20 protein-coding genes and 2 pseudogenes are annotated in these 22,924 nt (G+C 69.0%); 17 read left to right on the forward strand and 5 right to left on the reverse strand.

The annotated features are described in order from the left end of the window. Positions 1 to 3: 3 nt before the first annotated feature. The 3 genes and pseudogenes from IE134_RS13335 to IE134_RS34115 form a co-directional block, all read left to right on the forward strand. Complete coding sequence (locus IE134_RS13335) at positions 4 to 312, forward strand: ArsR/SmtB family transcription factor (RefSeq protein WP_032788484.1); 309 nt, start codon at positions 4 to 6, stop codon at positions 310 to 312. Continuing rightward, positions 309 to 1,421 (forward strand): ACR3 family arsenite efflux transporter, encoded by a 1,113-nt coding sequence (arsB, locus tag IE134_RS13340; RefSeq protein WP_189430574.1) that lies wholly within the window; start codon positions 309 to 311, stop codon positions 1,419 to 1,421. Before IE134_RS13335 ends, arsB begins: the two co-directional genes overlap by 4 nt. Positions 1,422 to 1,526: 105 nt before the next feature. Continuing rightward, a pseudogene (locus IE134_RS34115) lies at positions 1,527 to 1,619 on the forward strand (MarR family transcriptional regulator); the annotation flags it as partial. An 89-nt stretch (positions 1,620 to 1,708) separates the two neighbouring features. Here IE134_RS34115 and IE134_RS13345 read toward each other — a convergent pair. The 3 genes from IE134_RS13345 to IE134_RS34540 form a co-directional block, all read right to left on the reverse strand. Beyond that, positions 1,709 to 2,215, reverse strand: a complete 507-nt coding sequence (locus IE134_RS13345; protein ID WP_189430576.1) for a GNAT family N-acetyltransferase — start codon at positions 2,213 to 2,215, stop codon at positions 1,709 to 1,711. A gap of 27 nt (positions 2,216 to 2,242) precedes the next feature. Then, positions 2,243 to 2,617 carry an ArsR/SmtB family transcription factor gene (locus IE134_RS13350; protein ID WP_189430578.1) on the reverse strand — a complete coding sequence of 125 codons (375 nt, stop codon included), beginning with the start codon at positions 2,615 to 2,617 and terminating at the stop codon, positions 2,243 to 2,245. A 215-nt stretch (positions 2,618 to 2,832) separates the two neighbouring features. Further along, positions 2,833 to 2,967: a hypothetical protein gene (locus tag IE134_RS34540; protein ID WP_018516002.1), complete on the reverse strand. Its 135-nt coding sequence runs from the start codon at positions 2,965 to 2,967 to the stop codon at positions 2,833 to 2,835. 226 nt (positions 2,968 to 3,193) lie between these two features. Here IE134_RS34540 and IE134_RS13355 point away from each other — a divergent pair, with 226 nt between their 5' ends. From IE134_RS13355 to IE134_RS13380, 6 genes and pseudogenes are all read left to right on the forward strand, one after another. Continuing rightward, positions 3,194 to 4,597 (forward strand): NAD(P)-binding domain-containing protein, encoded by a 1,404-nt coding sequence (locus IE134_RS13355; protein WP_189430580.1) that lies wholly within the window; start codon positions 3,194 to 3,196, stop codon positions 4,595 to 4,597. A gap of 193 nt (positions 4,598 to 4,790) precedes the next feature. Next, positions 4,791 to 6,067: pseudogene (locus IE134_RS13360) on the forward strand (APC family permease). Positions 6,068 to 6,662: 595 nt separating this feature from the next. After that, the gene (locus IE134_RS13365) at positions 6,663 to 6,773 is read left to right on the forward strand and encodes a hypothetical protein (RefSeq protein ID WP_229823552.1); all 111 of its coding nucleotides are present in this window, start codon (positions 6,663 to 6,665) and stop codon (positions 6,771 to 6,773) included. Between the two features lie 184 nt (positions 6,774 to 6,957). Further along, the gene (locus IE134_RS13370) at positions 6,958 to 8,787 is read left to right on the forward strand and encodes a DUF6924 domain-containing protein (RefSeq protein WP_229823545.1); all 1,830 of its coding nucleotides are present in this window, start codon (positions 6,958 to 6,960) and stop codon (positions 8,785 to 8,787) included. 464 nt (positions 8,788 to 9,251) lie between these two features. Next, positions 9,252 to 9,560 (forward strand): putative quinol monooxygenase, encoded by a 309-nt coding sequence (locus IE134_RS13375; protein WP_018516007.1) that lies wholly within the window; start codon positions 9,252 to 9,254, stop codon positions 9,558 to 9,560. Positions 9,561 to 9,818: 258 nt separating this feature from the next. Next, on the forward strand, positions 9,819 to 10,904 hold the full coding sequence (locus IE134_RS13380) for an acetate/propionate family kinase (RefSeq protein ID WP_229823546.1): 1,086 nt from the start codon (positions 9,819 to 9,821) through the stop codon (positions 10,902 to 10,904). Between the two features lie 173 nt (positions 10,905 to 11,077). Here IE134_RS13380 and IE134_RS13385 read toward each other — a convergent pair whose 3' ends face one another. Together IE134_RS13385 and IE134_RS13390 are read right to left on the reverse strand one after the other, a co-directional pair. Next, positions 11,078 to 11,410: an SCO4225 family membrane protein gene (locus IE134_RS13385; protein ID WP_018516010.1), complete on the reverse strand. Its 333-nt coding sequence runs from the start codon at positions 11,408 to 11,410 to the stop codon at positions 11,078 to 11,080. A 181-nt stretch (positions 11,411 to 11,591) separates the two neighbouring features. After that, entirely contained in the window at positions 11,592 to 13,163 is a 1,572-nt protein-coding gene (locus IE134_RS13390; protein ID WP_229823553.1) for a PucR family transcriptional regulator, read from the reverse strand. Positions 13,164 to 13,746: 583 nt separating this feature from the next. Between IE134_RS13390 and dnaK the strand changes: the two genes are divergently transcribed. The 8 genes from dnaK (at position 13,747) to IE134_RS13430 (ending at position 22,806) form a co-directional block, all read left to right on the forward strand. Next, positions 13,747 to 15,645, forward strand: a complete 1,899-nt coding sequence (dnaK, locus tag IE134_RS13395) for a molecular chaperone DnaK (RefSeq protein WP_189430589.1) — start codon at positions 13,747 to 13,749, stop codon at positions 15,643 to 15,645. Between the two features lie 7 nt (positions 15,646 to 15,652). After that, a complete protein-coding gene (locus IE134_RS13400) occupies positions 15,653 to 16,258 on the forward strand; it encodes a nucleotide exchange factor GrpE (RefSeq protein WP_189430591.1) in 606 nt (201 codons plus the stop codon). 6 nt (positions 16,259 to 16,264) lie between these two features. Then, entirely contained in the window at positions 16,265 to 17,218 is a 954-nt protein-coding gene (locus IE134_RS13405; protein WP_189430593.1) for a DnaJ C-terminal domain-containing protein, read from the forward strand. Continuing rightward, positions 17,215 to 17,625 carry a chaperone modulator CbpM gene (locus IE134_RS13410; protein WP_189430595.1) on the forward strand — a complete coding sequence of 137 codons (411 nt, stop codon included), beginning with the start codon at positions 17,215 to 17,217 and terminating at the stop codon, positions 17,623 to 17,625. The genes IE134_RS13405 and IE134_RS13410 overlap by 4 nt, the downstream gene beginning before the upstream one ends. Continuing rightward, on the forward strand, positions 17,616 to 20,255 hold the full coding sequence (gene clpB, locus IE134_RS13415) for an ATP-dependent chaperone ClpB (protein WP_189430597.1): 2,640 nt from the start codon (positions 17,616 to 17,618) through the stop codon (positions 20,253 to 20,255). Before IE134_RS13410 ends, clpB begins: the two co-directional genes overlap by 10 nt. After that, the gene (trxA, locus tag IE134_RS13420; protein ID WP_018516016.1) at positions 20,252 to 20,710 is read left to right on the forward strand and encodes a thioredoxin; all 459 of its coding nucleotides are present in this window, start codon (positions 20,252 to 20,254) and stop codon (positions 20,708 to 20,710) included. Before clpB ends, trxA begins: the two co-directional genes overlap by 4 nt. A 72-nt stretch (positions 20,711 to 20,782) precedes the next feature. Beyond that, on the forward strand, positions 20,783 to 21,046 hold the full coding sequence (locus tag IE134_RS13425) for a UBP-type zinc finger domain-containing protein (RefSeq protein ID WP_018516017.1): 264 nt from the start codon (positions 20,783 to 20,785) through the stop codon (positions 21,044 to 21,046). After that, positions 21,046 to 22,806 (forward strand): FAD-dependent oxidoreductase, encoded by a 1,761-nt coding sequence (locus tag IE134_RS13430; RefSeq protein WP_189430599.1) that lies wholly within the window; start codon positions 21,046 to 21,048, stop codon positions 22,804 to 22,806. Before IE134_RS13425 ends, IE134_RS13430 begins: the two co-directional genes overlap by 1 nt. The last annotated feature ends 118 nt before the right edge of the window (positions 22,807 to 22,924 follow it).

Below are 22,924 nucleotides of genomic sequence, written 5' to 3' on the forward strand. Positions count from 1 at the left end.
TGCATGCTGACTTCAGTCGAACCTGATGTGATCCGGGTGCTGGGCGATCCGCTCCGCCTGCAGATCGTGACCCTGCTGGCGCGCGAGACGCTCTGCACGACACACCTGGTCGAGGAGACCGGGGCCAAGCAGACCAACCTGTCCAACCACATGAAGGTGCTGCGCGAGGCCGGGATCGTGGAGACCGAGCCGTGCGGCCGCTTCACCTACTACAAGCTCAAGCCCGAGGTGCTGGCCGGCCTGTCCGAGCAGTTCGCCGCCCTGGCCGCCTCCGCCCGCGCCGCCGCCGATAACAAGAGGGCCTGCCCGTGACCTCCACCGAGCCCACCACCGCCTCCGCTCCGACCGGCGGTGGGGACGACTCGATCGTCAAGAAGCTCTCCACCCTCGACCGCTATCTCGCGGTGTGGATCCTGCTCGCCATGGCCGTCGGCCTCGGCTTGGGCCGCCTGATCCCGGGGATGAACGACGCGCTCGCGAAGATCGAGATCGGCGGGATCTCCCTCCCGATCGCGCTCGGCCTGCTCGTGATGATGTACCCGGTCCTCGCGAAGGTCCGCTACGACCGGCTCGACCGCGTGACCAGCGACCGCAAGCTCCTGGCCTCCTCGCTGGTCATCAACTGGATCGTCGGACCCGCGGTGATGTTCGCCCTGGCGTGGATCTTCCTGCCGGACCTGCCCGAGTACCGCACCGGCCTGATCATCGTCGGCGTGGCCCGCTGCATCGCCATGGTCATCATCTGGAACGACCTGGCCTGCGGCGACCGCGAGGCCGCCGCCGTCCTCGTCGCCCTGAATTCCGTCTTCCAGGTACTCGCGTTCGGACTGCTGGGCTGGTTCTACCTCGACCTGCTTCCCCGGTGGATGAACCTCGGCGACGGCCAAGGCCTGGACGTGTCCGTCTGGCACATCGCGCTGAACGTGATCATCTTCCTCGGCATCCCGCTGTTGGCGGGCTTCCTCACCCGCCGCATTGGCGAGCAGACGATGGGCCGCGACACCTACGAGGCGAAGTTCCTGCCGAAGATCGGCCCATGGGCGCTGTACGGGCTGCTGTTCACGATCGTCATCCTCTTCGCCCTCCAGGGCAAGATCATCACCTCGCAGCCGCTGGACGTCGTGCGGATCGCGCTGCCTCTGCTGGTCTACTTCGCCGTCATGTTCTTCGGCACGTTCCTCCTCGGCAAGGGCCTGGGCCTGGCCTACGACCGCACCACGACCCTGGCGTTCACCGCGGCGGGCAACAACTTCGAACTGGCCATCGCGGTCGCCATCGCCACCTTCGGCGTCACCTCCGGCCAGGCCCTGTCCGGCGTCGTCGGCCCGCTCATCGAAGTCCCGGTCCTGATCGGCCTGGTCTACGTCGCACTCGCCTGGCGGAAGAAGTTCGCCCCAGGCGCGGTAACGACGGCCCCATGACGCAGCACACGGATGTGGTGGTCGGCGGCGGCCAATCAGGACTCGCCGCCGGCCACCACCTGCGCCGGCGCGGCCTCGACTACCGCGCCGACCACGAGAAGCGCTACGACCGCTGACCAGGCACCGGCGAACCCTGCCGCCACCGATGACATGCTGGCCACTCAGCCGATCGGATACTGGAGCGGCTCGGCTCAGGCGACCGGACCGGCCCGGCGTCAGCCACACTCATCGGCGTCGGTCGCCCTGCCCACGATGCCGCACCTGAGATCGCATAGTCGAGCTGACGCTCACGTGATGGCCGGGCTGCGGCGCTCGACAAGGACGACATCGCGCCAGACGCCGTGATGGCACCCGATCCGCTCCCGCGTGCCGATGACCCGGAAGCCGGCCCGCTCATGCACGGCGAGGCTGGCGGCGTTCTCGGGGAAGATTCCGGACTGGATGGTCCAAATACCGGCTCGCTCGGTCGATTCGATCAGCGCCCTGAGCAGGGTGGAAGCGATCCCGCGACCGCGGGCCGCCGGATGGACGTAGACGGAGTGCTCGACCACCCCCGCGTACGAGCACCGGTCGGAAACCCGGCTCGCCGCGACCCACCCCAGCACCTTCCCGTTCCCCTCGACGGCGGCGAAGCGGTGCTCGGGCAGCTTCGCCGCGTCGAACGCTTCCCACGCCGGAGCGGTGGTCTCGAAGGTGGCGTTCCCTTCGTCGACTCCCGCCCGGTAGATCGCCAGCACCTGCTCGGCGTGCTCCACCGCCAGTGGCACGACCACCGCACTCAGTGCCCCGCCCATTGCGCCCGCCCCCTTTCCGTCCGATTGTCAGGCCGCGGCCGGCATGGCCAGCAACTGGCCCATCGCGGCAAGCACCGAGGGCTCGACCCGGTAGTACACCCAGGTGCCGCGCCGCTCGGAGGTGAGCAGACCGGCCTCCTTGAGCTTCTTCAAGTGGTGGGAGACGGTGGGCTGGGAAACGCCGACGTCGGAGATGTCGCACACGCACGCCTCCCCACCCTCGTGCGAGGCGACGGCGGAGAAGAGCCGCAGCCGCACCGGGTCACCGAGCGCCTTGAACATCCGCGCCGCGATTTCGGCCTCCGCGGCGCTCATGGGGCGCTCGGTCAGCGGCGGGCAGCACGGCACCGCACCCTGACCACCGGTGGGTTCTAGTAGCGGCAACTCCTGCACATTCGACATAAGTCTATGTTGACACACGTCGAACCAGCCTGGGGAGGGCCGTCATCGGCACACGAGCCGGGCGGCAACGCGCCGGGCGATCTGCTCCGCCTCCCGGCCGACACCGCGCAGCGAGTTCGAACGGGCTGCCCCGGCGGGCGCACCAGAAGCCGGCCGAGAGGCGCGGCGTCCAGGCCGGTGCGGGCCGTCCAGAAGTGCAGGTTCCGGCCGAGAATTCACGGGGCGGCGATCTGCGCCGCGGAACTTACGGCCCCGACCACCACCAGTCGGCCGCCGGTGACGGGCGCTGGGCTGCGGTAGTCGGCAGCATGCAGCGCCTGCTCGGTGAACTCCGTCAGACCCGGCAGCACCGGCCGGTGCCGTCGAACGCCTCCACCACCATCCGCCGCAGCGCGCGCCCCAGCAGCGCGCGGGCGGCGGCGAGTCCGACCGGCCGCCACCGATGACATCGACGTCGATGTGCTCCCTGAACCATTTGCGTAATTCGATAGACGTCTATGTTGACGCTCATCAATACAGGTGCGATGCTGGGCCGCGCAAGCCATCGACAGATGTCGAACCACGCAAGGAGCCACCGTGAACGCGCCCGCCACCCCCGAGCTGCCCGTCGCCGTGATCGGAGCAGGCCCCTCCGGCCTGGCCGCCGCCGCCCACCTGCTCGACCAGGGCATCGAACCCCTCGTTCTTGAAGCCGGCCGGCAGGCCGGCGCCGCAGTGCGCGATTGGGCACACGTGCGCCTGTTCTCCACCTGGGGCGAGGTCATCGACCCGGTTGCCGAGAAGCTCCTCGCTTCCACCGGCTGGACCCGCCCCGACCCGGACACCTATCCCTCCGGCGGAGACTGGGCCGAGCAGTACCTCCAGCCGCTCGCCGACGCCCTCGGCGACCGGGTCCGCCTCGGCACCATGGTCACCGGCGTCTCGCGCGCCGGCCGCGACCGCATCGTCGACGCCGACCGCGAGCAGCAGCCCTTCGTCGTGCACCTCACCCACGCCGACGGCCGCGAGGAACGCATCTTCGCCCGCTCCGTCATCGACGCCTCCGGCACATGGGCCACGCCCAGCCCGGCCGGCGGCAGCGGCCTGGCCGCCCTCGGGGAACATGCGGCGAGCGACCGGATCACCTACCGCGTCCCGAACCTCAAGAACCCCGCCACCCGCGCCCGCTACGCAGGCAGGCGCACCGCCGTGATCGGATCCGGCGCCTCCGCGTTCACCGCCCTCGCCTACCTCGCCGACCTCGCCAAGTCCAAGGACGGCACAGGCACCAAGGGCGTCTGGATCCTGCGCCGGGGCATCTCCGGCTCCACCTTCGGCGGCGGCGAAGCCGACCAGCTCCCCGCCCGCGGCGCCCTGGGCCTCGCAGCGAAGGCCGCAGTCGACGAGGGCCACGCCGACGCCGTGACCGGCTTCCGCACCGAAGCGGTCGAACGCGACACCGACGGCCGCCTGACCCTCGTCGGCGAGGACGGCCGCCGCCTGGACTCCGTCGACGAGCTGATCGTGCTGACCGGCTTCCGCCCCGACCTGTCCTTCCTCAACGAACTGCGCCTGGACCTTGACGAGCGCCTCCAGGCACCGGCCGAGCTCGCTCCGCTGATCGACCCCAACCAGCACTCCTGCGGCACCGTCTACCCCCACGGCCACCGCGAGCTCTCCCACCCCGAACCCGGCGTATACCTCGTCGGGATGAAGTCCTACGGCCGCGCCCCGACGTTCCTCGCGATGACCGGCTACGAGCAGGTCCGCTCGGTAGCCGCCGCGATCGCCGGCGACCTCGCCTCCGCCGACCGCGTCGAACTCACCCTCCCCGAGACCGGAGTCTGCGGCGGAGCCGGCCTTTTCGACACCTCCGACACCAGGGAAACCGACAGCGAAGGCTGCTGCGCGCCCACCCCGCCTCTCGTCCAGCTCGGCACCCCCTCCACGGTCGGCGCAACTGCCGAAGAGGCTCCAGCAGGCGGCTACTGCAGTTCGTGACCAACCGGCGTGCCCCCGACGAGCTGGTCCAACTGCTGACCGAAGCAGGCCCAGGCGCGACCCGCTCGACACCCGTACCCCGGTCCACAGGCGGGGCAAGCCGGGTGCTGTTCAGGTCGATCGCTTATCGTGCCCGCGCACCGCGGAACTGTCCGCGGTGCGCATTCGGCAAGGAGAGAACGCCGTGAGCAGCATGCCTCCGCCCGCAGTCGGGCTCCCGGACGAACTCCGGCGGCGCCTTGGCGTGCCGGACGCGGTGATGATCGGCCTGGGGTCAATGATCGGCGCCGGGATCTTCGCCTCGCTCGCCCCGGCCGCCCGTGCCGCCGGATCCGGCCTGCTCTTCGGCCTCGCCCTGGCTGCCGTCGTCGCCTACTGCAACGCCACCTCCTCCGCCCGGCTCGCCGCCCTCTACCCGGCCTCGGGCGGCACCTACGTCTACGGGCGGGAGCGGCTCGGCCCCTTCTGGGGGTATCTGGCCGGCTGGGCGTTCATCGTGGGCAAGACCGCATCGTGTGCGGCGATGGCGTTGACCGTCGGCTCCTACGTCTGGCCGGGCCAGGCGCACGCGATCGCGGTGGGCGCCGTTGTGGCCCTGACCGCGGTCAACTACGCGGGCGTCCAGAAGTCCGTCCTGCTCACCCGCGTCATCGTGGCCGTCGTCCTGACGGTGCTCGCCGCCGCCGCGACCGCCTCCCTGACGTCCGGCGGGGTGGACGCGGCCCGCCTGGAGATCGGCGCCGATGCCACGGTCGCCGGTGTACTGCAGGCGGCGGGACTGCTGTTCTTCGCGTTCGCCGGTTACGCCCGCGTCGCCACCCTCGGCGAGGAGGCCCGCGATCCGGCCCGCACCATTCCGCGCGCCATCCCGATCGCCCTCGGCATCACCCTCGTCGTCTACGCCCTCGTCGCCGTCTCCGTCCCCTCCTCGTCCTCGGCCCCGGCCAACTCGCCGCCGCCGGAGCCCCGCTCACGGACGCCGCCCGGGCGGCCGACGCCGACTGGCTCGTCCCCCTCGTACGCGTCGGCGCGGCCGTCGCCGCCCTCGGCTCCCTGCTCTCCCTCATCCTCGGCGTCTCCCGCACCACCCTGGCCATGGCCCGCGACCACCACCTCCCCCACGCCATGGCCGCCGTCCACCCACGCTTCAAGGTCCCCCACCGGGCCGAACTCCTCGTCGGCGCCGTCGTCGCCGTGGCCGCCGCAACCACGGACGTACGAGGAGCTATCGGGTTCTCCTCCTTCGGCGTCCTGGCCTACTACGCCATCGCCAACGCCTCCGCCTGGACCCTGACCCCCGCCGAAGGCCGCCCGGCGCGGATCATCCCCGTCACCGGCGTGGCGGGCTGCCTCGTCCTGGCCTTCGCCCTGCCGCCGTCCTCCGTGCTCACCGGAGCCGCCGTCCTCCTCATCGGCGCAGCCACTTACGGCATCCGCCGCGTCAGCACACACCACCAGCAGGGCTGCTGATCAGATTTTCACGCCGATGTAGGTGGTATATCCGTTTCCATTCGCCAGGTTGGAACGGATTCTTCGGTCAGTTCGGCGGACATTTTGTTAGTCATCGAACACGCGCCCCGGGCCTCACGCAAAGGAAAAGCTCCCACAACCTGTCTGGCACCAGTTGCCGCCCCACCTCCATGCCATGGACAACGAGGACCCCGGCCAGCCGTCGACAGGAAAGGCGCTCGATGCTGGCACGAACGATTCCCGGCAAGCATCTTCGAGAGGCATGACCGCCATGACCGACTACCTACAGGCCGTCTTCGCGATGCTGGGCCCGAACGGAACTGCCGCTGGACGCAATGGAAATGGCATTGTGGAGGCCGAGGATCACGAGGGGCTCCGACCTCATCCGTCACAGCGACCGCGGGTCGCGATACGTGTCAATTCGGTATACCGACCGGCTCGCAGACATCGGTGCCTTCGCCTCCGTCGGGTCGGGCGCGGACTCGTATGACAACGCGATGGCCGAGGCACTGAACGGCACCTCCAAGGCCGAACTTATAGAGACGCAGCACCCCTGGAAGGACGTCACCAGGTCGAACGGGCGATCTTCCAATGGATCACCTGGTACAACGGAGAACGTCTTCACTCCGCGCTCGAATACGTTTCGCCCGCCGAGTACGAGGGAGCCCTCCGGCGAAGCAAGGAGCAGATCCCGCGGCCCGCCTGAACCAAGATCACCGGATCTCTACGAAACTCGGGGCAGCTCAGGGTGTGCGGCAGGGGTGTCAGGGCAGGGCCGTCGGGCCAACCAGGCCCGTTGTCAGTGGCGTCCGGCAGAATCCGCTTCACCGACGCCACCCTGACCTGGCGTCGCCCGGTAGGAGAAGAGGGTTCCTGTGCATGAACTGCCCATGTTCGAACGTCTTTACCCCGATGTCCAGCTGACGTCCCCCTCCGAGAGGTTCGTGCTGCGGTGCGACTCGGAGGGTATCGCAGTGATCACCGACACCGACCGCGATCAGGTCGTCTGGCGTGCGGGCGCAACTGGGCAACTGCTTCTCGGACACGGGTACGAGGTCGTCGTCGAGGGCGGGGAGGACGACGACACGGTGTGGCGCTCCGGTTTCGCCGCGCCTGGGGCGCAGTACCTCACCCTCACGGACGCCGGAGAGCTGGAACTCCTGGACCGCTCCCACGTCCGCCTGGGCAACATACGCACCGGACTCACCCGCCCTGTGCCGCTCGGGGACGCGGCGCCCGCGGCTGCCATCACCCGGGATGCCTATCTGGTCAGCGAGGGGAAGACGCGCCGGACAGTGGCCCGCGAGCAGGACGGATGGCTGCGGGTCTGCGAGTACGGGAAGGGCGGGGGTATGAGCTACGCGCTGACCCGTCCGCTGGTCGACTGGTTCGAACAGGAGGACACCGTGCTCACCTGGCGCCGGCACCTGGCGGGTGGTTCGAAATCCAAAGGCTTGATGCTGTGCCTGGTCGACTCCGCCGGGACCGTCCTGTGGCACGAGGGCACCCAACGCCCTCATGGACCGGTCCCCCCGGGAGAGCCCTACGCGTACGGTGGGCCCGCGTTGGAGGTGGGAGGCCGCCTGCGCAACCAGTCCCTGACGTCTCCCGCAGGTACGCACACACTGGCTCACCAGGGCAACGGCGACCTGACTCTGTACTGCCACACCGAGCGCCGTGCCGTGTGGTCGACCGGCACGGGGTGGGTGGACGGAGGGTGGGCCGAGCTCTCCGAGGACGGGGTCCTCTCGGTCCGCAACACCCATGGTGTCCCGGTGTGGAGTTCCGGCCCGTCCGGTTCGGGGGCCCGCCGGCTCGTGGTCGGTGATGACGGCCGTGCCGAACTGCGTGACGTGGACGGCCGGTCGGTGTGGTCCATAGGCACACACACGGCATGCCACGGCCCCACGGCCGACGCCCCGCGGGGTGCCGTGCTGCGCCGGGGACAGACGCTCGGACGGCACTCCCTCACCTCCCCCGACGGAAGCACCGTGCTCGGACACTGGGACGAACGCCGCCTCGTGCTGTTCGGGGCCGACCAGACCTGGCTCTGGTACGCGCACCTCGGCGAAGCGGCCGAGCCCGGACTGCGGCTCGGCGAGGACGGCATGCTGCGCGTTCTCGGCGACGAACGCCCACCGCTGGGCGGACCGGCCGACGAACTGCGTATCGAGGAGGGCGGAGTGATCCTGTGCCGTGCCGACGGCACCATCGTCTGGCGCGACGGCGAGCCGGTGGCCGAGCACGCCGCCACCCCGAACACGCCCGCACGGGGAGGACTCGTGAAGAGCCTGCCGGACACGGACGAGACCCTGCTGATCCGCACCGACTTCTCCGACCCGACCGCTTGGCAAGCCCTGCTAGCGACCGTTATGACACCGAACCAGGACGGCTTCCTGGCGAACGTCCACCCAGTGGATGATCTCGCCTATCGCGACCTGACGACCGAACAGATCCTCTCGGCCACACGCGAGCTGGACACCGACCTTCTCATCGTGGCCGACAAGACCTCCCTCACGGCGCCGGAGATGCCGCTGCTGGCCCTCCTGCTCTTCGACGAGAACGACGAATGCGGGGAGGGTGAGGCCAGGCAGGAGCACGGCCAACTCCGAGTCATCGCCACAGAGCTGTGGTCGGTCGAGAACAATATCTCCCTCGCCAACATGGATTGGGAGGACTTCGAGAACGCCGCCGACAACGGTGTCTTCCGGGGCTTCTGACCTCGGCAGGATCGAAGGGGCGTCCCGAAACACATCAGATGAGTCGAGCACCCTCCGTCCATGGCGACGGCACAGGGTGGGCGTGCCGTCCACGCGGGCGGTTCGTCGGCGTCATGCCGGGGCGTCGTCCCGACCCTGAGCTCCAGCGGAACGTGCTCGGGCCCCGTTCGGAGTCGGAGAGGTCATTGGAGCAGCCTATTTCCACCACAAATCGCAGTTGGTCCATGAATCAGATGTTTCGCCTGTGGGCTGCGTTTGCAGGTGGGAGGACACCGGGTGAGGGTTGAGGGGTCCAGGAATTCCTTGGGGTGCAATCCAACATCTCGGTAGGGGTCCCGGAGGGGAGGGGGCAGCCATGACCGACATGGCGATGACGTCATTGCGGACGGCTCCCTGAGCCGGCGCCGGTGGCTCAAACGTTGCGAGTACGCGAACCGGGCAAGTGGAAGTTGAGGAGACCCCAGATGGCTACGCAGGTCAGCAAAGCGGTCCTGGTACGGCTTCAAGCACTCCCCGGCAGGGAGGACGACGTCCGCGACTTCCTGAATCAGGGGCTGTCAATCGTTGAGGGGGAGCCCGGGACGGTGAGGTGGTTCGGAATCCAGTTCGGGCCCTCGTCGTTCGGGATCTTCGACGCTTTTCCCGACGACGACGGGCGCCAAGCACACCTGTCGGGCGCGGTCGCGCAGGCGCTCAGCCAGAAATCGGGTGAGCTCTTCGAGGAACCCACGATCGAGCTGATCGATGTGGTCGTGGAGAAGCAGCCCGCTTAAGACCCCGTGAGGACGGCCAGGGTGACGCGTCACTTCCCGGGCGGGGCCGAGGCTCCAGGAACGTGTAGCTCGAAGCAGGCTCCGCTGGTCCGGAAGGCGACTCCCTCGGCGGACCGTCCTGTTCTCTGCGTTGACTGATCGGGTACCCGGTGCCGGAGCGAGGGAGCCCATCACGACAGTCATGAATCCTCTTTCGAGGGATGTTCGCGGAACGACGGAGAGGATCGGAGTGTGCGTACACGAACCAGCCCGGTACTGGTGGCTGACGCCGGGTCATCGAGCCTCCGTCTGACGGTCTTCGGCGACGGTGGTCACGTCCTCAACGAACACCACAGTGAGTCCCCGCCGGGTAAGGGGGCGACCCAGGCGCTGCGGCAGTTGCTGAAGGAAGGACCGCCTCCTGCAGCTGCGGGACACCGTATCGTCCACGGGGGTCCGGAGCTGCGCAGCCATACTCTGCTGGACGACGCTGTCCGTGCCCGCTTGACCCAGGTGGCAGACCTCGCGCCCTTGCACGTCCCGCAAGCACTGACCGTGGTGGACGCGGCCCGGGATCTGCTGCCGGGAGTTCCCCATGTCGCCTGTTTCGACACCGTCTTCCACTCCGGCCTGACCGCCGCGGCAAGGGAGTACGCGGTACCTGCCGATTGGCGCCACACGTACGGACTGCGCCGCTACGGCTTCCACGGCCTCTCCTACGCCTGGGCGCTGGCCCGGACGGCTGAACTCCTCGGCCGCCGCCCCGAGCAGCTGCACCTGGTGATGGTGCACCTTGGGGGTGGCTGCTCCGCTTGCGCGGTCCGCGACGGGCGCAGTGTCGACACAACGATGGGCTTCACGCCCTTGGAGGGGCTGGTGATGAGTCGTCGCAGCGGCAGCATCGACCCCGGTGCCCTGACCTGGCTGCTCACACGGAAGAATCTGCCTGCGAACGAGATCGAGGACGTTCTGAATGGGAGGTCCGGTCTGCTCGCCCTGTCGGGCACATCAGGCGACACGCGGGACCTGGTCCGCAGTCGGACGGCAGGCGACGAGCGCGCCGCACTCGCCCTGGACGTCTTCACCCACCAGTGCCGACGCGGCATCGCAGGGATGGCCGCATCCCTGAGCCGCCTGGACGCTCTCGTCTTCACCGGCGAGATCGGCGAGGATCAGCCCGAGGTTCGTGAGGAGGTGTGCGCCGGCCTGTCCGTGTTCGGCCTCACGGGCGGCCTGCGACCACTGGTCGCCGAACGCCCCGAGATCGTCAGTGAGCCCGGCGCCCGTGTTCCCGTCGTGGTCATCCCCACGGGAGAGGCCCAGCAGATCAATGTCGAGACCCGGGCTCTTCTGGATCGCGGCTGAGACGAGCCGAGGCACGGCGTGACCAGGGGGCGAGGAGGTGGTGAACGGCCGCCGTGATGACGTCGTGGAGGATGGCGACCAGGGCTTCAGTTCGAACCCCATCAGCTGTTGGCACCGCCGCTGGAGCTTCCCGCACACGATTCTCCAGCGTCAGTGCTGACCGCGCGGGGAGGTCAGGCGTTGCTCACACCGACGTCCGTGGCGCGGGCCCGGCGTTCGGTGATGGAGCGGTACAGGGCTCCGAGCGCGGTGGCCTGGACGATGGCACCGATGGGAATGCCTATCAGTCCGACGGGACCGGCCACGAGGAACAGCATCGAGGTCGGTGCGGTGGCCAGGACCGCCCACAACCCGGCGAAGCTGGCGTCTCCGGAGGAGGACGCGGAGACGGCGTCGATGGTCACCCACACGCACACCGCAAGGACAACGCCCAGATACCCCAGAGCCAGCGGGTTGACCAGGTAGTGGCGGAGAGTCTGAGGCAGCGAGCGAGGATTCTTGTCCATGGCGGATCTCCTGGGGATACCGGAATGCCCGGTGTGGTGGCCGATGTGCTGATGATCCGAACGATGCCGTGCGCCGACATCCGCCACATGAGTAGCCATACTCACGTTCCCCCGCTCTCGGCCAGGTTCCCGCACACCGGGGCGGTTGAGGTCTGCCGTTGGCGTACTCCGGTGTGAAGCATCAGCCGGATCCGCCCAGGACGATCTTCCATACTCGCGTGGCCACCTGAAGGTTGAGCCGGTCCTCGACGTTGGCGAGATCGTTGCCGCTGATCTCGCGGATGCGCTGGAGCCGGTAGCGCAGTGTGCTGCGGTGGATGGAGAGAGAAGCGGCTGTCTCGTCGTAGTTGCCGCCGCAGTCGAAGTACCGGGCCAGGGTCTCCGTCATGGCCGAGTTGTTTCCCGCGTCGTAATCGATGAGCTTCCCGAGCCACTCGTGGACGAACGCCTCCAGTTCCCGGAGATTGTTGCCGGGTCCCAGGATGCGATAGAGACCGAGTTGGTCGAAGAACGTCATCCCGTATTGCTTGCGGGAGTGGCGCAGCACTTCCAGGGCGCGCTGCGCCTCCTGGTAATGCTGAGGGAAGTCGTCGGGGGTATCGCACCGCGCGCTCACGCCGATGCTCCCGCACGGCGCCCCTGTGTCCAGGGCAAGCGCCTCGTACAGCGCTCCGGCGTGCGGCCTGTCATCAGCGATGAGGACCACGTGCTCGGCCCCTCGGGTCAACAGCGAGCGCATGCCCACGGCGGCGGCCGCCCTGTCCACGGCCTGCGCGAAGGAGTCGTCCGCAACCCGGTCCGACCACCGCACCACGACGATGTAGTGGCTGCGGTGCAGATCGTGACCGACGGCCTCGGACCTGGCGTAGGCGCTGGTCTCGTCCGTTCCTGCCAGGAGGTCGTCGGCCAGCTCGCGGTGCAGCCTCAGTTCGACGTTGGCCTGGTTGCGCAGGTGCGCCAGCTCCGGGGCGAGCGACATGACGGCCTGTTCCAACGCGAGCACCGCGTGCTCGTCCGCCTCGCCCAGGGGATCGACCAGAGCCAGCATGCCCAGGATCTCGCCGTGCGGGCGCACGAGAGCGATCAGCCGGCCCTCGATCCGCGTCGGCCCCGCCTCCCGCGCGGCTTCGTTGAGCAGTGCGTGCTGGCGTACGGGATCCGGCTCCGGATAGGGGTCGGGTCGATCGGGGCCTGCCCAGGACCTCAGCCGGCCGAAGCGGTCCTCGACCAGGGCGGGAAGTCCCGTCAGCCCGTGCAGAGCGCGGGTGACGGCCTCCTCGTTACCGCCCGAGGCTGCGACGTCGGCCGTGAGCCCATGTGCAGCCTGCCGGTACGCCAGCTCCCCCACGACGGTGACCAGCTGCCGTTGGAGTGCCGCACGTTCCTCCCTGAGGCCATGCAGCTCCACTGCCTCCTCCCGGCGGCGGCGGTGTACGAAGGCGACCGACAGCGCGGCAGCCGTGTGCCGGATGAGTGTGGCGAGCAGGAACCTCTCGGTTCCGGTCGGCGGGAAGCGGGACGTCACCACGAGGTATCCGTGCAGGCCCTCGATTCCGCGCAGCGCCAGGGCCTGACCGCCGCGCCTGCCGGGTACGGCTACAGAGCCGTCCCGCCCCCCCAGGTCTCGTACCCTCGACTGCATCATGAGGGCGTGATCCTGGCGGTTCCCCGCACTGGGGACCAGGTCGCCGCCCGCTTCGAGCAGGTATCCCGCCTCGGCCGTATAGGGCCCGGCGGCGGCAACGTGGTCCATGGCCAGGCGCAGAATCTTGCTTTCGTCCCAGGTGGCGAAAAGGTCGCGGAGCAACGCCGTCAGTTCCTGGAGGGAGCGGCCGCCGGAAGGAAGCGCTCGCGGCTCTCTCGGACCAGTTGCGGCCGGTCGGCGGTGGCCGACGGCTGACCGGCTGCCCTTCTCGTAGGAGTGGCCGTTCAGGTTGTGCGGCCGACGCTTCCCCATGGGTACCAATCCCGAGCTGTCGGAGGGCCGGACAAGCGCTGCTCCGGGTCACTGCCCGCGAGGCCATTCAGTGCGTAATGTCCGCAATCTCACCTTAGTACGTGCAGGGCGAGTGGGCCCATCCGTTTTCGTCCCGCCAGGCGCAGGCGCGGGGCGAATCGGCTCGACATGCTGGGAGCGTTCGGAAGCCTCCGCGTACACGTCGCCAGAAGTAGCGGAATCCGAAGCAGAGCAGCGCTACGGGTCGGTTGCCCTGCTCGGGACGTTCGGTCCGGGTGCGAGAGCCCGGGGTGCGCGGCCCTCCGTGGAGGTCTTCTCCGTTGGCGAACGACAGCGAACCGGTAATCGGCGCAGGCCGCAGCACCGGGAGGAGTTCCTCATGGCCAGGGCAGTGGGCATAGACCTCGGCACCACCAACTCGGTGATCGCCGCGTGGGAGGGCGGCGAGCCGTCCGTGGTTCCCAATACCGAGGGCAATCGGACGACACCGTCGGTGGTCGCCTTCACCGACTCGGGGGAGCGCATCGTGGGCCAGATGGCACGGCGCCAGGCGATCCTCAACCCCAAAGGAACCATCTACTCGGCCAAGCGATTCATAGGCCGGCACTTCGACGAGATCTCCGACGAGGCGAAAGCGGTGGCCTACGACGTCGTCGAGGGCGACGGCGGGGCGGCCCGCTTCGAGGTGCGCGACAAGCTGTACGCGCCGGAGGAGATCAGCGCACAAGTGCTGCGCAAACTCGCCGACGACGCCTCCAAGCAACTGGGCGAGCGTGTCACGGAGGCGGTCATCACCGTCCCCGCCTACTTCAACGACGCCCAGCGCACCGCCACCAAGGATGCCGGCCGGATCGCGGGGCTGGAGGTGCTGCGGATCATCAACGAGCCGACGGCGGCCGCTCTCGCGTACGGCATGGACAAGAAGGAGCACGAGACCGTCCTCGTCTTCGACCTGGGCGGCGGAACCTTCGACGTGAGCATCCTCGACGTCGGCGACGGCGTGGTGGAGGTGCGTTCCACCGCCGGGGACAGCCACTTGGGCGGCGACGACTTCGACCGGCGCCTGGTGGACCATCTCGCGGACGGCTTCCAGAAGGAGAACGGCATCGACCTGCGGAACGACCCGCAGGCACTGCAACGACTGTTCGAGGCGGCGGAGAAGGCCAAGACCGAACTCAGCTCTGTCACCCAGACGCAGGTCAGCCTGCCGTTCATCACCGCCGACGCGTCGGGCCCCAAACACCTCACCGACTCCGTCATGCGCTCCACGTTCGAACAGATCACCGGCGATCTCGTGGAGCGGTGCCTGGAACCGGTCAAGCAGGCCATGGCCGACGCCAAGGTCGGCGAGAGCGACATCGACGAGGTCATCCTCGTGGGCGGCTCCACCCGGATACCTGCCGTCCAGGCCCTGGTCCGTCGGCTGACCGGCGGCAAGGACCCCAACATGAGCGTCAACCCCGACGAAGTCGTGGCCCTCGGCGCCTCGATTCAGGCCGGAGTGCTCAAGGGCGAGGTCAAGGACGTCCTGCTGCTCGATGTCACGCCCCTGTCGCTGGGCGTCGAGACGCGCGGCGGAGTCATGACGAAGATCATCGAGCGGAACACCACCATCCCGGTGCGGCGCACGGAGACGTTCTCCACCGCCGACGACAACCAACCGGCCGTCGATGTGGTGGTCCTCCAGGGTGAGCGCGAGCGTGCTGCCGACAACCGCGTGGTCGGCCGGTTCCAGCTCACCGACATCCGGCCGGCGCCGCGAGGTGAACCGCAGATCGAGGTCACCTTCGACATCGACGCCAACGGCATCCTCAATGTCACGGCGCGCGACGGGGACACCGGCAAGGAACAAGGCATCACCATCAGCGAGAGCTCCAACCTGGACCGCGGTGAGGTCGAGCGCATGGTGCAGGAGGCCGAGCGCAACCAGGGTCAGGACCGGGAGCTCCGCGAAGCCGTCGACGCCCGGAACGAGCTCGACGCCGTCGCGTACCAGGTCGAGAAGCGCCTCGCCGAACTGGGCGACGCGGCCCCCTCGCACGAGAGGGCACGTGCCGAGATGCTCATCTCCGATGCCCGGGCGGCGGTCAAGGAAGAGGCCGGCGTGGAGCGCGTGCGGCCACTGGCCTCCGAACTCCAGCAGATCCTCGCCGGACTGGCTGCCCAGCCGGGTGCTGCCGCCACGGGCGACCCGGGTCAGGGTGCTTCCGCCGATGCTCCCCCGAGCGGTGGCAGCGGCGACGACGATGTCATCGACGCCGAGTTCGACAAGGGTTGAGGCCGCCATGACCCGCCTTCCCGAAGAACCTGACCGCGCAGCGTCGGTCGGACCGGCTCCGAAGGACGCCGTAAGCCCTCCTGGCGAGGAGCCGCATCAACCCGGCCCGACTCTCTGGCCGCAAGCGACGGCGGACGAAGCGCGACCCGACGCGGCCGGCCCCGCATCCGCGGCGGACGAGCACGCAGCCGCGGTGCGGGAGCTGGAGGACCGCTGGCGGCGCGCCCTCGCCGATCTCGACAACCTGCGCAAGCGTCATGCGAGGGAGTTGGAGCGGGAGCGGATGGTCGAGCGTTCGCGTACGGCCGCCGCCTTCCTGCCCGTCCTGGACAACCTCGAACTCGCCCTGTCCCACGCCGACGCCGACTCAGGTGCGGTCGTGGAGGGCGTCCGGGCAGTCCGCGACCAAGCGGTGGGCGTTCTCGAACAGCTCGGCTACCCGCGGCATGCGGAGACCGGAGTGACCTTCGACCCGGCCCATCATGAGGTGGTCAGCGTGGTCGATGACCCCGACATCGAGCCGGGCACCGTCGTGCAGGTGCTGCGCCCGGGCTACGGCGACGGCGATCGGCAGCTCAGGCCCGCCTCCGTGACTGTCGCGAAGCGGGAGTGACCGGCCATGGCACGGGACTTCTACGAAGTGCTGGGAGTGTCGCGGACCGCAAGCCAGGACGAGATCCAGCAGGCCTACCGCAAGCTCGCCCGCAGACACCATCCCGACGTCAACAAGGACCCGTCGGCCGAGGAACGCTTCAAGGACCTCAACGAGGCGTACAGCGTTCTGTCCGATCCGAAGACCCGGGCACGCTACGACCGCTTCGGCGAGGACTTCCGCAAGATCCCCGAAGACTACGACGAACGGGTCGCGGCCGGCGCGGGCGGCGGATTCCGTACCCGACGGACCACAGGCGCCGGCGGCCCCCGCGCCCGGTACACCGCAGGCTTCGGCGAGGACTTCTCGGCCGAGGATGTGAACATCGAGGACCTGCTGGGCTCCCTCTTCGGTGCAGGTGCCGGCTCCGCGGGCGTCCCGGGCGCCGACCAGGAGGCCGAACTGCCACTCACCGTCGAAGAGGCGTACAAGGGTGGCCGCCGTACCGTCACACTCGCAGGGCCCTCCGGTGAGCCGCGGCGCTACGAGGTCGACGTCCCGCCGGGCGTCACCGACGGGCAGCGCATCCGGCTGGCGGGGGAAGGCGGGCGGGGCAGCGGTGCCGCGCCCGCGGGCGACCTGCACCTTCGGGTGCGCATCCGGTCCCATCCCCAGTTCCGGCTGGACGGCCGCGATGTCCATGTGCAGGTCCCGGTCTCCCCGTGGGAGGCGGCCCTGGGCGCGACCGTGCCGGTGCCCACCCCCGGCGGTGGTACGGCCAAGGTCACCGTGCCCGCCAGCTCGTCCAGCGGCCGGCGGCTGCGGTTGCGCGGCGAGGGCATGCCCAACCCGCGTGGTGCGAACGGTGACCTGTACGCCGAACTCCGCATCATGGTGCCGCCCACCCTGGGTGACCGGGAGCGTGAACTGTTCGAGGAGCTCGCCGCGACCTCCTCGTTCGACCCCAGGAGGACCCGATGACCGACCGACCCACGGGAGCGGCGGGCACCGCCCGGTCCGGTACCGGCAACCGCCCGGATCAGCCGGTCGCCCATGCCGCTACGGCTCCGACGACTACCCGCTATGCGCTCGTTCCCGTCCCAGGACTTTCCCTGGAGGCCGTCGCCCGCCGATCGCGTCTCCATCCGGATCTGGTCCGCCGGTTCGTCGCCCTCGGGCTTGTCGACGCCGAACGCGATGCCGTCGGCCGCCTGGTTTTCGACCGCGACGCCCCCGCGGTGCTTGCCCGCATCCAGCGGCTGCGCTCCGGACTCTGCCTCAATTACGCATCCATCGGACTGGTGCTCGACCTGCTCGACCGCATCAGCCTGCTCGAAACCGCCCTGCGCGGCCGCGGCACGAGGAGTGATACACCGCCATGGACATGAACCGCCTCACACAGAAATCCCAGGAAGCCCTCCAAGAGGCCCAGTCCGCGGCCGGCCGCATGGGGCATACCGAAGTGGACGGAGAACACCTGCTGCTCGCACTCATCGATCAGGAGGACGGTCTGATCCCACGCCTGCTGGAGCATGCCGGAAGCGATCCGGCGGAACTGCGCGCGGCCGTGCGCGAGGAACTGTCCCGCCGCCCGAAGGTCACCGGCTCCGGTGCGGCACCCGGCCAGGTTTTCGTCACTCAGCGCCTTGCCGGCCTGCTGGACGCCGCTGAACGGGAGGCCAAACGGCTCAAGGACGAGTACGTGTCCGTGGAGCACCTCCTGCTCGCCCTGGCCGAAGAGGGGGCATCAACAGCCGTTGGACGTCGGCTCAACCAGGCAGGGATCACCAGGGACTCGTTCCTGGGCGCACTCACCCAGGTCCGCGGCAATCAGCGGGTCACCTCCGCCAACCCCGAAGTGGCCTACGAGGCGCTGGAGAAGTACGGTCGCGATCTCGTCGCCGAGGCCAAGGAGGGCAGGCTCGACCCGGTCATCGGTCGGGACGCCGAGATCCGTCGCGTCACCCAGATCCTGAGCCGGAAGTCCAAGAACAACCCGGTTCTCATCGGAGACCCCGGTGTCGGCAAGACCGCCATCATCGAGGGCCTCGCCCAGCGCATCGTCCGCGGCGACGTCCCCGAGGGACTCCGCGACAAGATCGTGTTCGCCCTCGACATGGGATCCCTCGTTGCCGGCGCCAAGTACCGGGGCGAGTTCGAGGAACGCCTCAAGGCCGTGCTCAGCGAGGTCAAGGCCGCACAGGGCGGCATCTTGCTCTTCGTCGACGAACTGCACACCGTCGTCGGTGCGGGCGCCGCCGAGGGGGCCATGGACGCGGGGAACATGCTCAAGCCGATGCTTGCCCGCGGCGAACTGCACATGATCGGCGCCACCACCCTCGACGAGTACCGCAAACACATCGAAAAGGACGCCGCGCTGGAACGACGGTTCCAGCAGGTCCTGGTCGGCGAGCCCAGCGTCGAGGACACCATTTCCATCCTGCGTGGACTGCGTGAGCGCCTGGAGGTCTTCCACGGCGTCAAGATCCAGGACACCGCACTGGTCTCGGCCGCCACACTCAGCCACCGCTACATCACGGACCGGTTCCTGCCCGACAAGGCCATCGACCTCGTCGACGAGGCCTGCGCCCGGCTGCGTACCGAGATCGACTCCATGCCTGCCGAACTCGACGAGCTCACCCGCCGTGTCACCCGCCTGGAGATCGAGGAAGCCGCCCTCTCCAAGGAAACCGACCCGGCGAGCCAAGCCCGCCTGGAGGAGCTGCGCAAGGAACTGGCCGACCTGCGCGGTGAGGCCGACGCCAAACACGCCCAGTGGGAGGCCGAACGGCAGGCGATCCGGCGGGTGCAGGAACTGCGCCAGGAACTGGAGCAGGTCCGCCACGAGGCGGAGCAGGCCGAACGCGCCTACGACCTCAACCGTGCCGCCGAACTTCGATACGGCCGCCTCCAGGACCTGGAGCGGCGACTCGCGGCGGAGGAGGAGCAGCTGGCCACCCGGCAGGGACAGAACCGTCTGCTGCGCGAGGTGGTCACCGAAGAGGAGATAGCGGAGATCGTCGCCGCCTGGACCGGCATCCCGGTCGCCCGCCTGCAGGAAGGCGAACGCGACAAGCTGCTGCGCCTCGACGAGATCCTCCGCGAGCGCGTCGTCGGCCAGGACGAGGCCGTCAGGCTCGTCGCCGACGCCATCATCCGCGCCCGCTCCGGCATCCGCGACCCTCGCCGGCCCATCGGTTCCTTCATCTTCCTCGGCCCCACCGGCGTCGGAAAGACCGAGTTGACCAAGACTCTCGCCCGGGCGCTGTTCGACTCCGAGGACAACATGGTCCGCCTCGACATGAGTGAGTACCAGGAACGGCACACCGTCAGCAGGCTCATGGGCGCACCACCCGGATACGTCGGCTACGAGGAAGGCGGCCAACTCACCGAGGCCGTACGCCGCAAGCCGTACTCGGTCGTGCTGTTCGACGAGATCGAGAAGGCACACAGCGACGTCTTTAACACCCTGCTGCAGATCCTCGATGACGGCCGCATCACCGACGCCCAGGGCCGCACCGTCAACTTCCGCAACACCGTGATCATCATGACGTCCAACATCGGCTCCGAGCACCTCCTCGACGGCGCCACCGCCGAGGGTGAGATCAAACCTGACGCCCGCGCTCTGGTGATGGGCGAGCTGCGTGGGCACTTCCGCCCGGAGTTCCTCAACCGCGTCGACGACATCGTGCTGTTCAAGCCGCTGGGTGAGCGGCAGATCGAAAGGATCGTGGAGCTGCAGTTCGACGAACTGCGGCAGCGGCTGGCGGAACGCCGCATCGACGTAGAACTCACCGATGCGGCGCGAGAGGTGATTTCCCACCAGGGCTACGACCCGGTGTACGGGGCCAGGCCGCTGCGGCGGTACATCTCCCACGAGGTGGAGACGCTGGTCGGACGTGCCCTTCTGCGTGGTGACGTCCAGGACGGCGCGACCGTCCGTGTCGACGCCGAACACGGAGAGCTGGTGGTCACCTACGACCAGCCGGAAGAGGCCCGGGAAGCGAGGGCAGCGTGAACTCCACACGTACAACGACGGTGACCTGCCCGCACTGCGGGCGCGACAACCGCATTCCTGTTGCCGCCGAGGGACGCCCCAGATGCGGCCACTGCAAGCAGCCACTGCCCTGGGTCGTCGACGCGGGGGACGGCGACTTCACCGAAGTCGCCGACAACGCCGTCCAACCTGTCGTCGTGGACCTCTGGGCCACCTGGTGCGGCCCCTGCCGCATGGTCAGCCCCGCCCTCGAACAGGTCGCCCGCGACCTCGCCGGACGGATCAAGCTCGTCAAGGTCGACATCGACAAGAACCCAGGAGTCAGTCAGCGGTTCGAGGTCCAGGCAGTGCCCACGCTGCTCGTCCAGGACCACGGCGAGACGGTCGCCCGACAGGCAGGTGCGGCACCGGCCCACGTCCTGCGTCAATGGGTCGAACAAGCCCTGGAAGGCCGGCAGGCCACTGCGGGGCAGTGAGTCACCATGGCCCGGCCACCACAAGGGCTCCCCGAAACCACGCGGTAGCGCACTACTTGGGAGGAGAACGTCATGGCCACGATTCCGGATCCGCACCTGGCCATGGTGCGGCCCGTCACACCGCGCACCCCGCAGGGCTGCGAGGAGTGCCTCAAGGAGCACTCCCCGTGGGTGCACCTGCGCCTCTGCCTCACCTGCGGGCACGTCGGCTGCTGCGATTCCTCACCCCTCAAACACGCCCGACGACACGCGGGCAGTGCCGGGCACCCCATCGTCCAGTCCTTCCAACCGGGAGAGGACTGGCGCTGGTGCTACGTTCACGAGGCTCTGGTCTGATGAGCACGGCGCAGCACGGGAATGGTGCGGTCCGTGAGACACCGGACCGGTACGGAGCGTTCCCCCGCTTGACACCGGAACAGCTTCAGAACCTGACCGCGCACGGCGAGCGCCGCAGGACCACCGAAGGTGAGGTGCTGTACCGGGAGGGAGAGCCGTTCCGGGAGTTCCTCGCGATCCTCAGCGGCACCGTCGAGATCCTTCAGGACCACGGCGATCGGGAAGAGCGCACGATGGCGCTGCACGGACCCGGCAGGTTCCTGGGTGAGCTGGGAATGCTGGAGGGGCAGGCCGCCTTCGACACCGCGGTGGTCCGTGAGGCCGGCGAGATCCTCGCCGTGCCGGTGGAACGCCAGCGCACCTTGATCGGCCGTGACCCCGTACTCGGTGACCTGATCCTCCGGGGTTGCCTGGGCCGCCGGTATCTCCTCATCGGCCTCGGCGCAGGTTTCCGCATCCTGGGATCGTGCTACTCGCAGGACACGCGGCGGCTGCGGGAGTTCGCTGCCCGCAACAGGCTCCCCCACCGCTGGCTGGATCTGGAGAGGGACAAGGAAGCTGAGGCGCTGCTGCGTCGGTTCTCGATCCGCCCCGAGGAGACTCCGGTCGTCCTCTGGAAGGGCGAGCGAGTGCTGCGCAATCCGAGCAACGCCGAACTCGCCAGGCTCATCGGGCTGCCCGCCCCCACGGCGAAGGACGCCCAGTGCGACGTGGTGGTGGTCGGCGCGGGCCCCGCGGGACTCGCCGCAGCCGTGTACGGCGCCTCCGACGGCCTCACCACGATCTCCGTCGACGCCGTGGCCACCGGAGGCCAGGCAGGCACCTCGTCCCGCATCGAGAACTACCTCGGCTTCCCGTCGGGCATCTCCGGAGGCGAGCTCATCGAACGCGCGGTGCTCCAGGCCCACAAATTCGGTGCCCGCCTCATGGTGCCGGCCCAGGTCAACAGGCTCACACCGCAGGACGACGCGTACGTGGTCACCTTCACAGACGGGTCCCACGTCCGGGCGGGCGCCGTGGTGCTCGCCTCGGGTGTCCGGTACCGCAGGCTCGAGGTGCCCGGCATCGAGCGGCTGGAGGGCATCAGCGTCTACTACGCGGCGACCGTGCACGAGGCGAGTCTCTGCGAGGCGGACCCGGTCGCGGTGGTCGGCGGGGGCAACTCCGCCGGCCAGGCGGCGCTGTTCCTGGCGCAACACGCGTCCGGAGTCCACCTCCTCGTCCGGGGCGGCGACCTCAACGCGGACATGTCCCGATACCTGGTGGACCAGGTCGAACGTCATCCGAAGATCGAGGTGCTCCTCCACACCGAAGTCCGGGGCGTCTCCGGGAAGGACAAACTGGAGTCGCTGAGCGTCGAGGACAACACACGCGGTGAGCGCCGCCCGCTGCGGGCCGCCGCGCTGTTCGTGTTCATCGGGGCCCGCCCGCGCACGGAGTGGCTGAGGGGAGCCCTCGCCCTGGACGAGAAGGGCTTCGTCCTGACGGGGGCTGACGCCCGGGCTGCTGCCGACGCGACCCGGTGGGACGCACTCGGCCGTGCTCCCTTGCTGCTGGAGACCAGCCTTCCCGGGGTCTTCGCGGCCGGCGACGTGAGGAGCGGCTCGGTCAAACGAGTTGCCTCGGCCACCGGTGAAGGCGCCATGGCCATTCGCCTCGTGCACGAGCACCGCGAGAATGCCGGCAACCTCGTCCGCGACCGCACCACAGGCCCTGAGAGACCTCAACCGGAGGCGGACCGGTCCGTATCTCGGCGCTGATCTTTCACCAGTAGACCCTCAGGGTTGGACATCATCAGTCCAGTGCGGCAGCGGTGAGGGCCTGCGCCCGGTAGTGGTGCCACCCGGCGTCCCGGTGGGATGACGCAGGTGGCCGCCC

Origin of the sequence: Streptomyces rubiginosohelvolus (assembly GCF_014649875.1) — a bacterium.
GTDB lineage: Bacteria > Actinomycetota > Actinomycetes > Streptomycetales > Streptomycetaceae > Streptomyces > Streptomyces rubiginosohelvolus.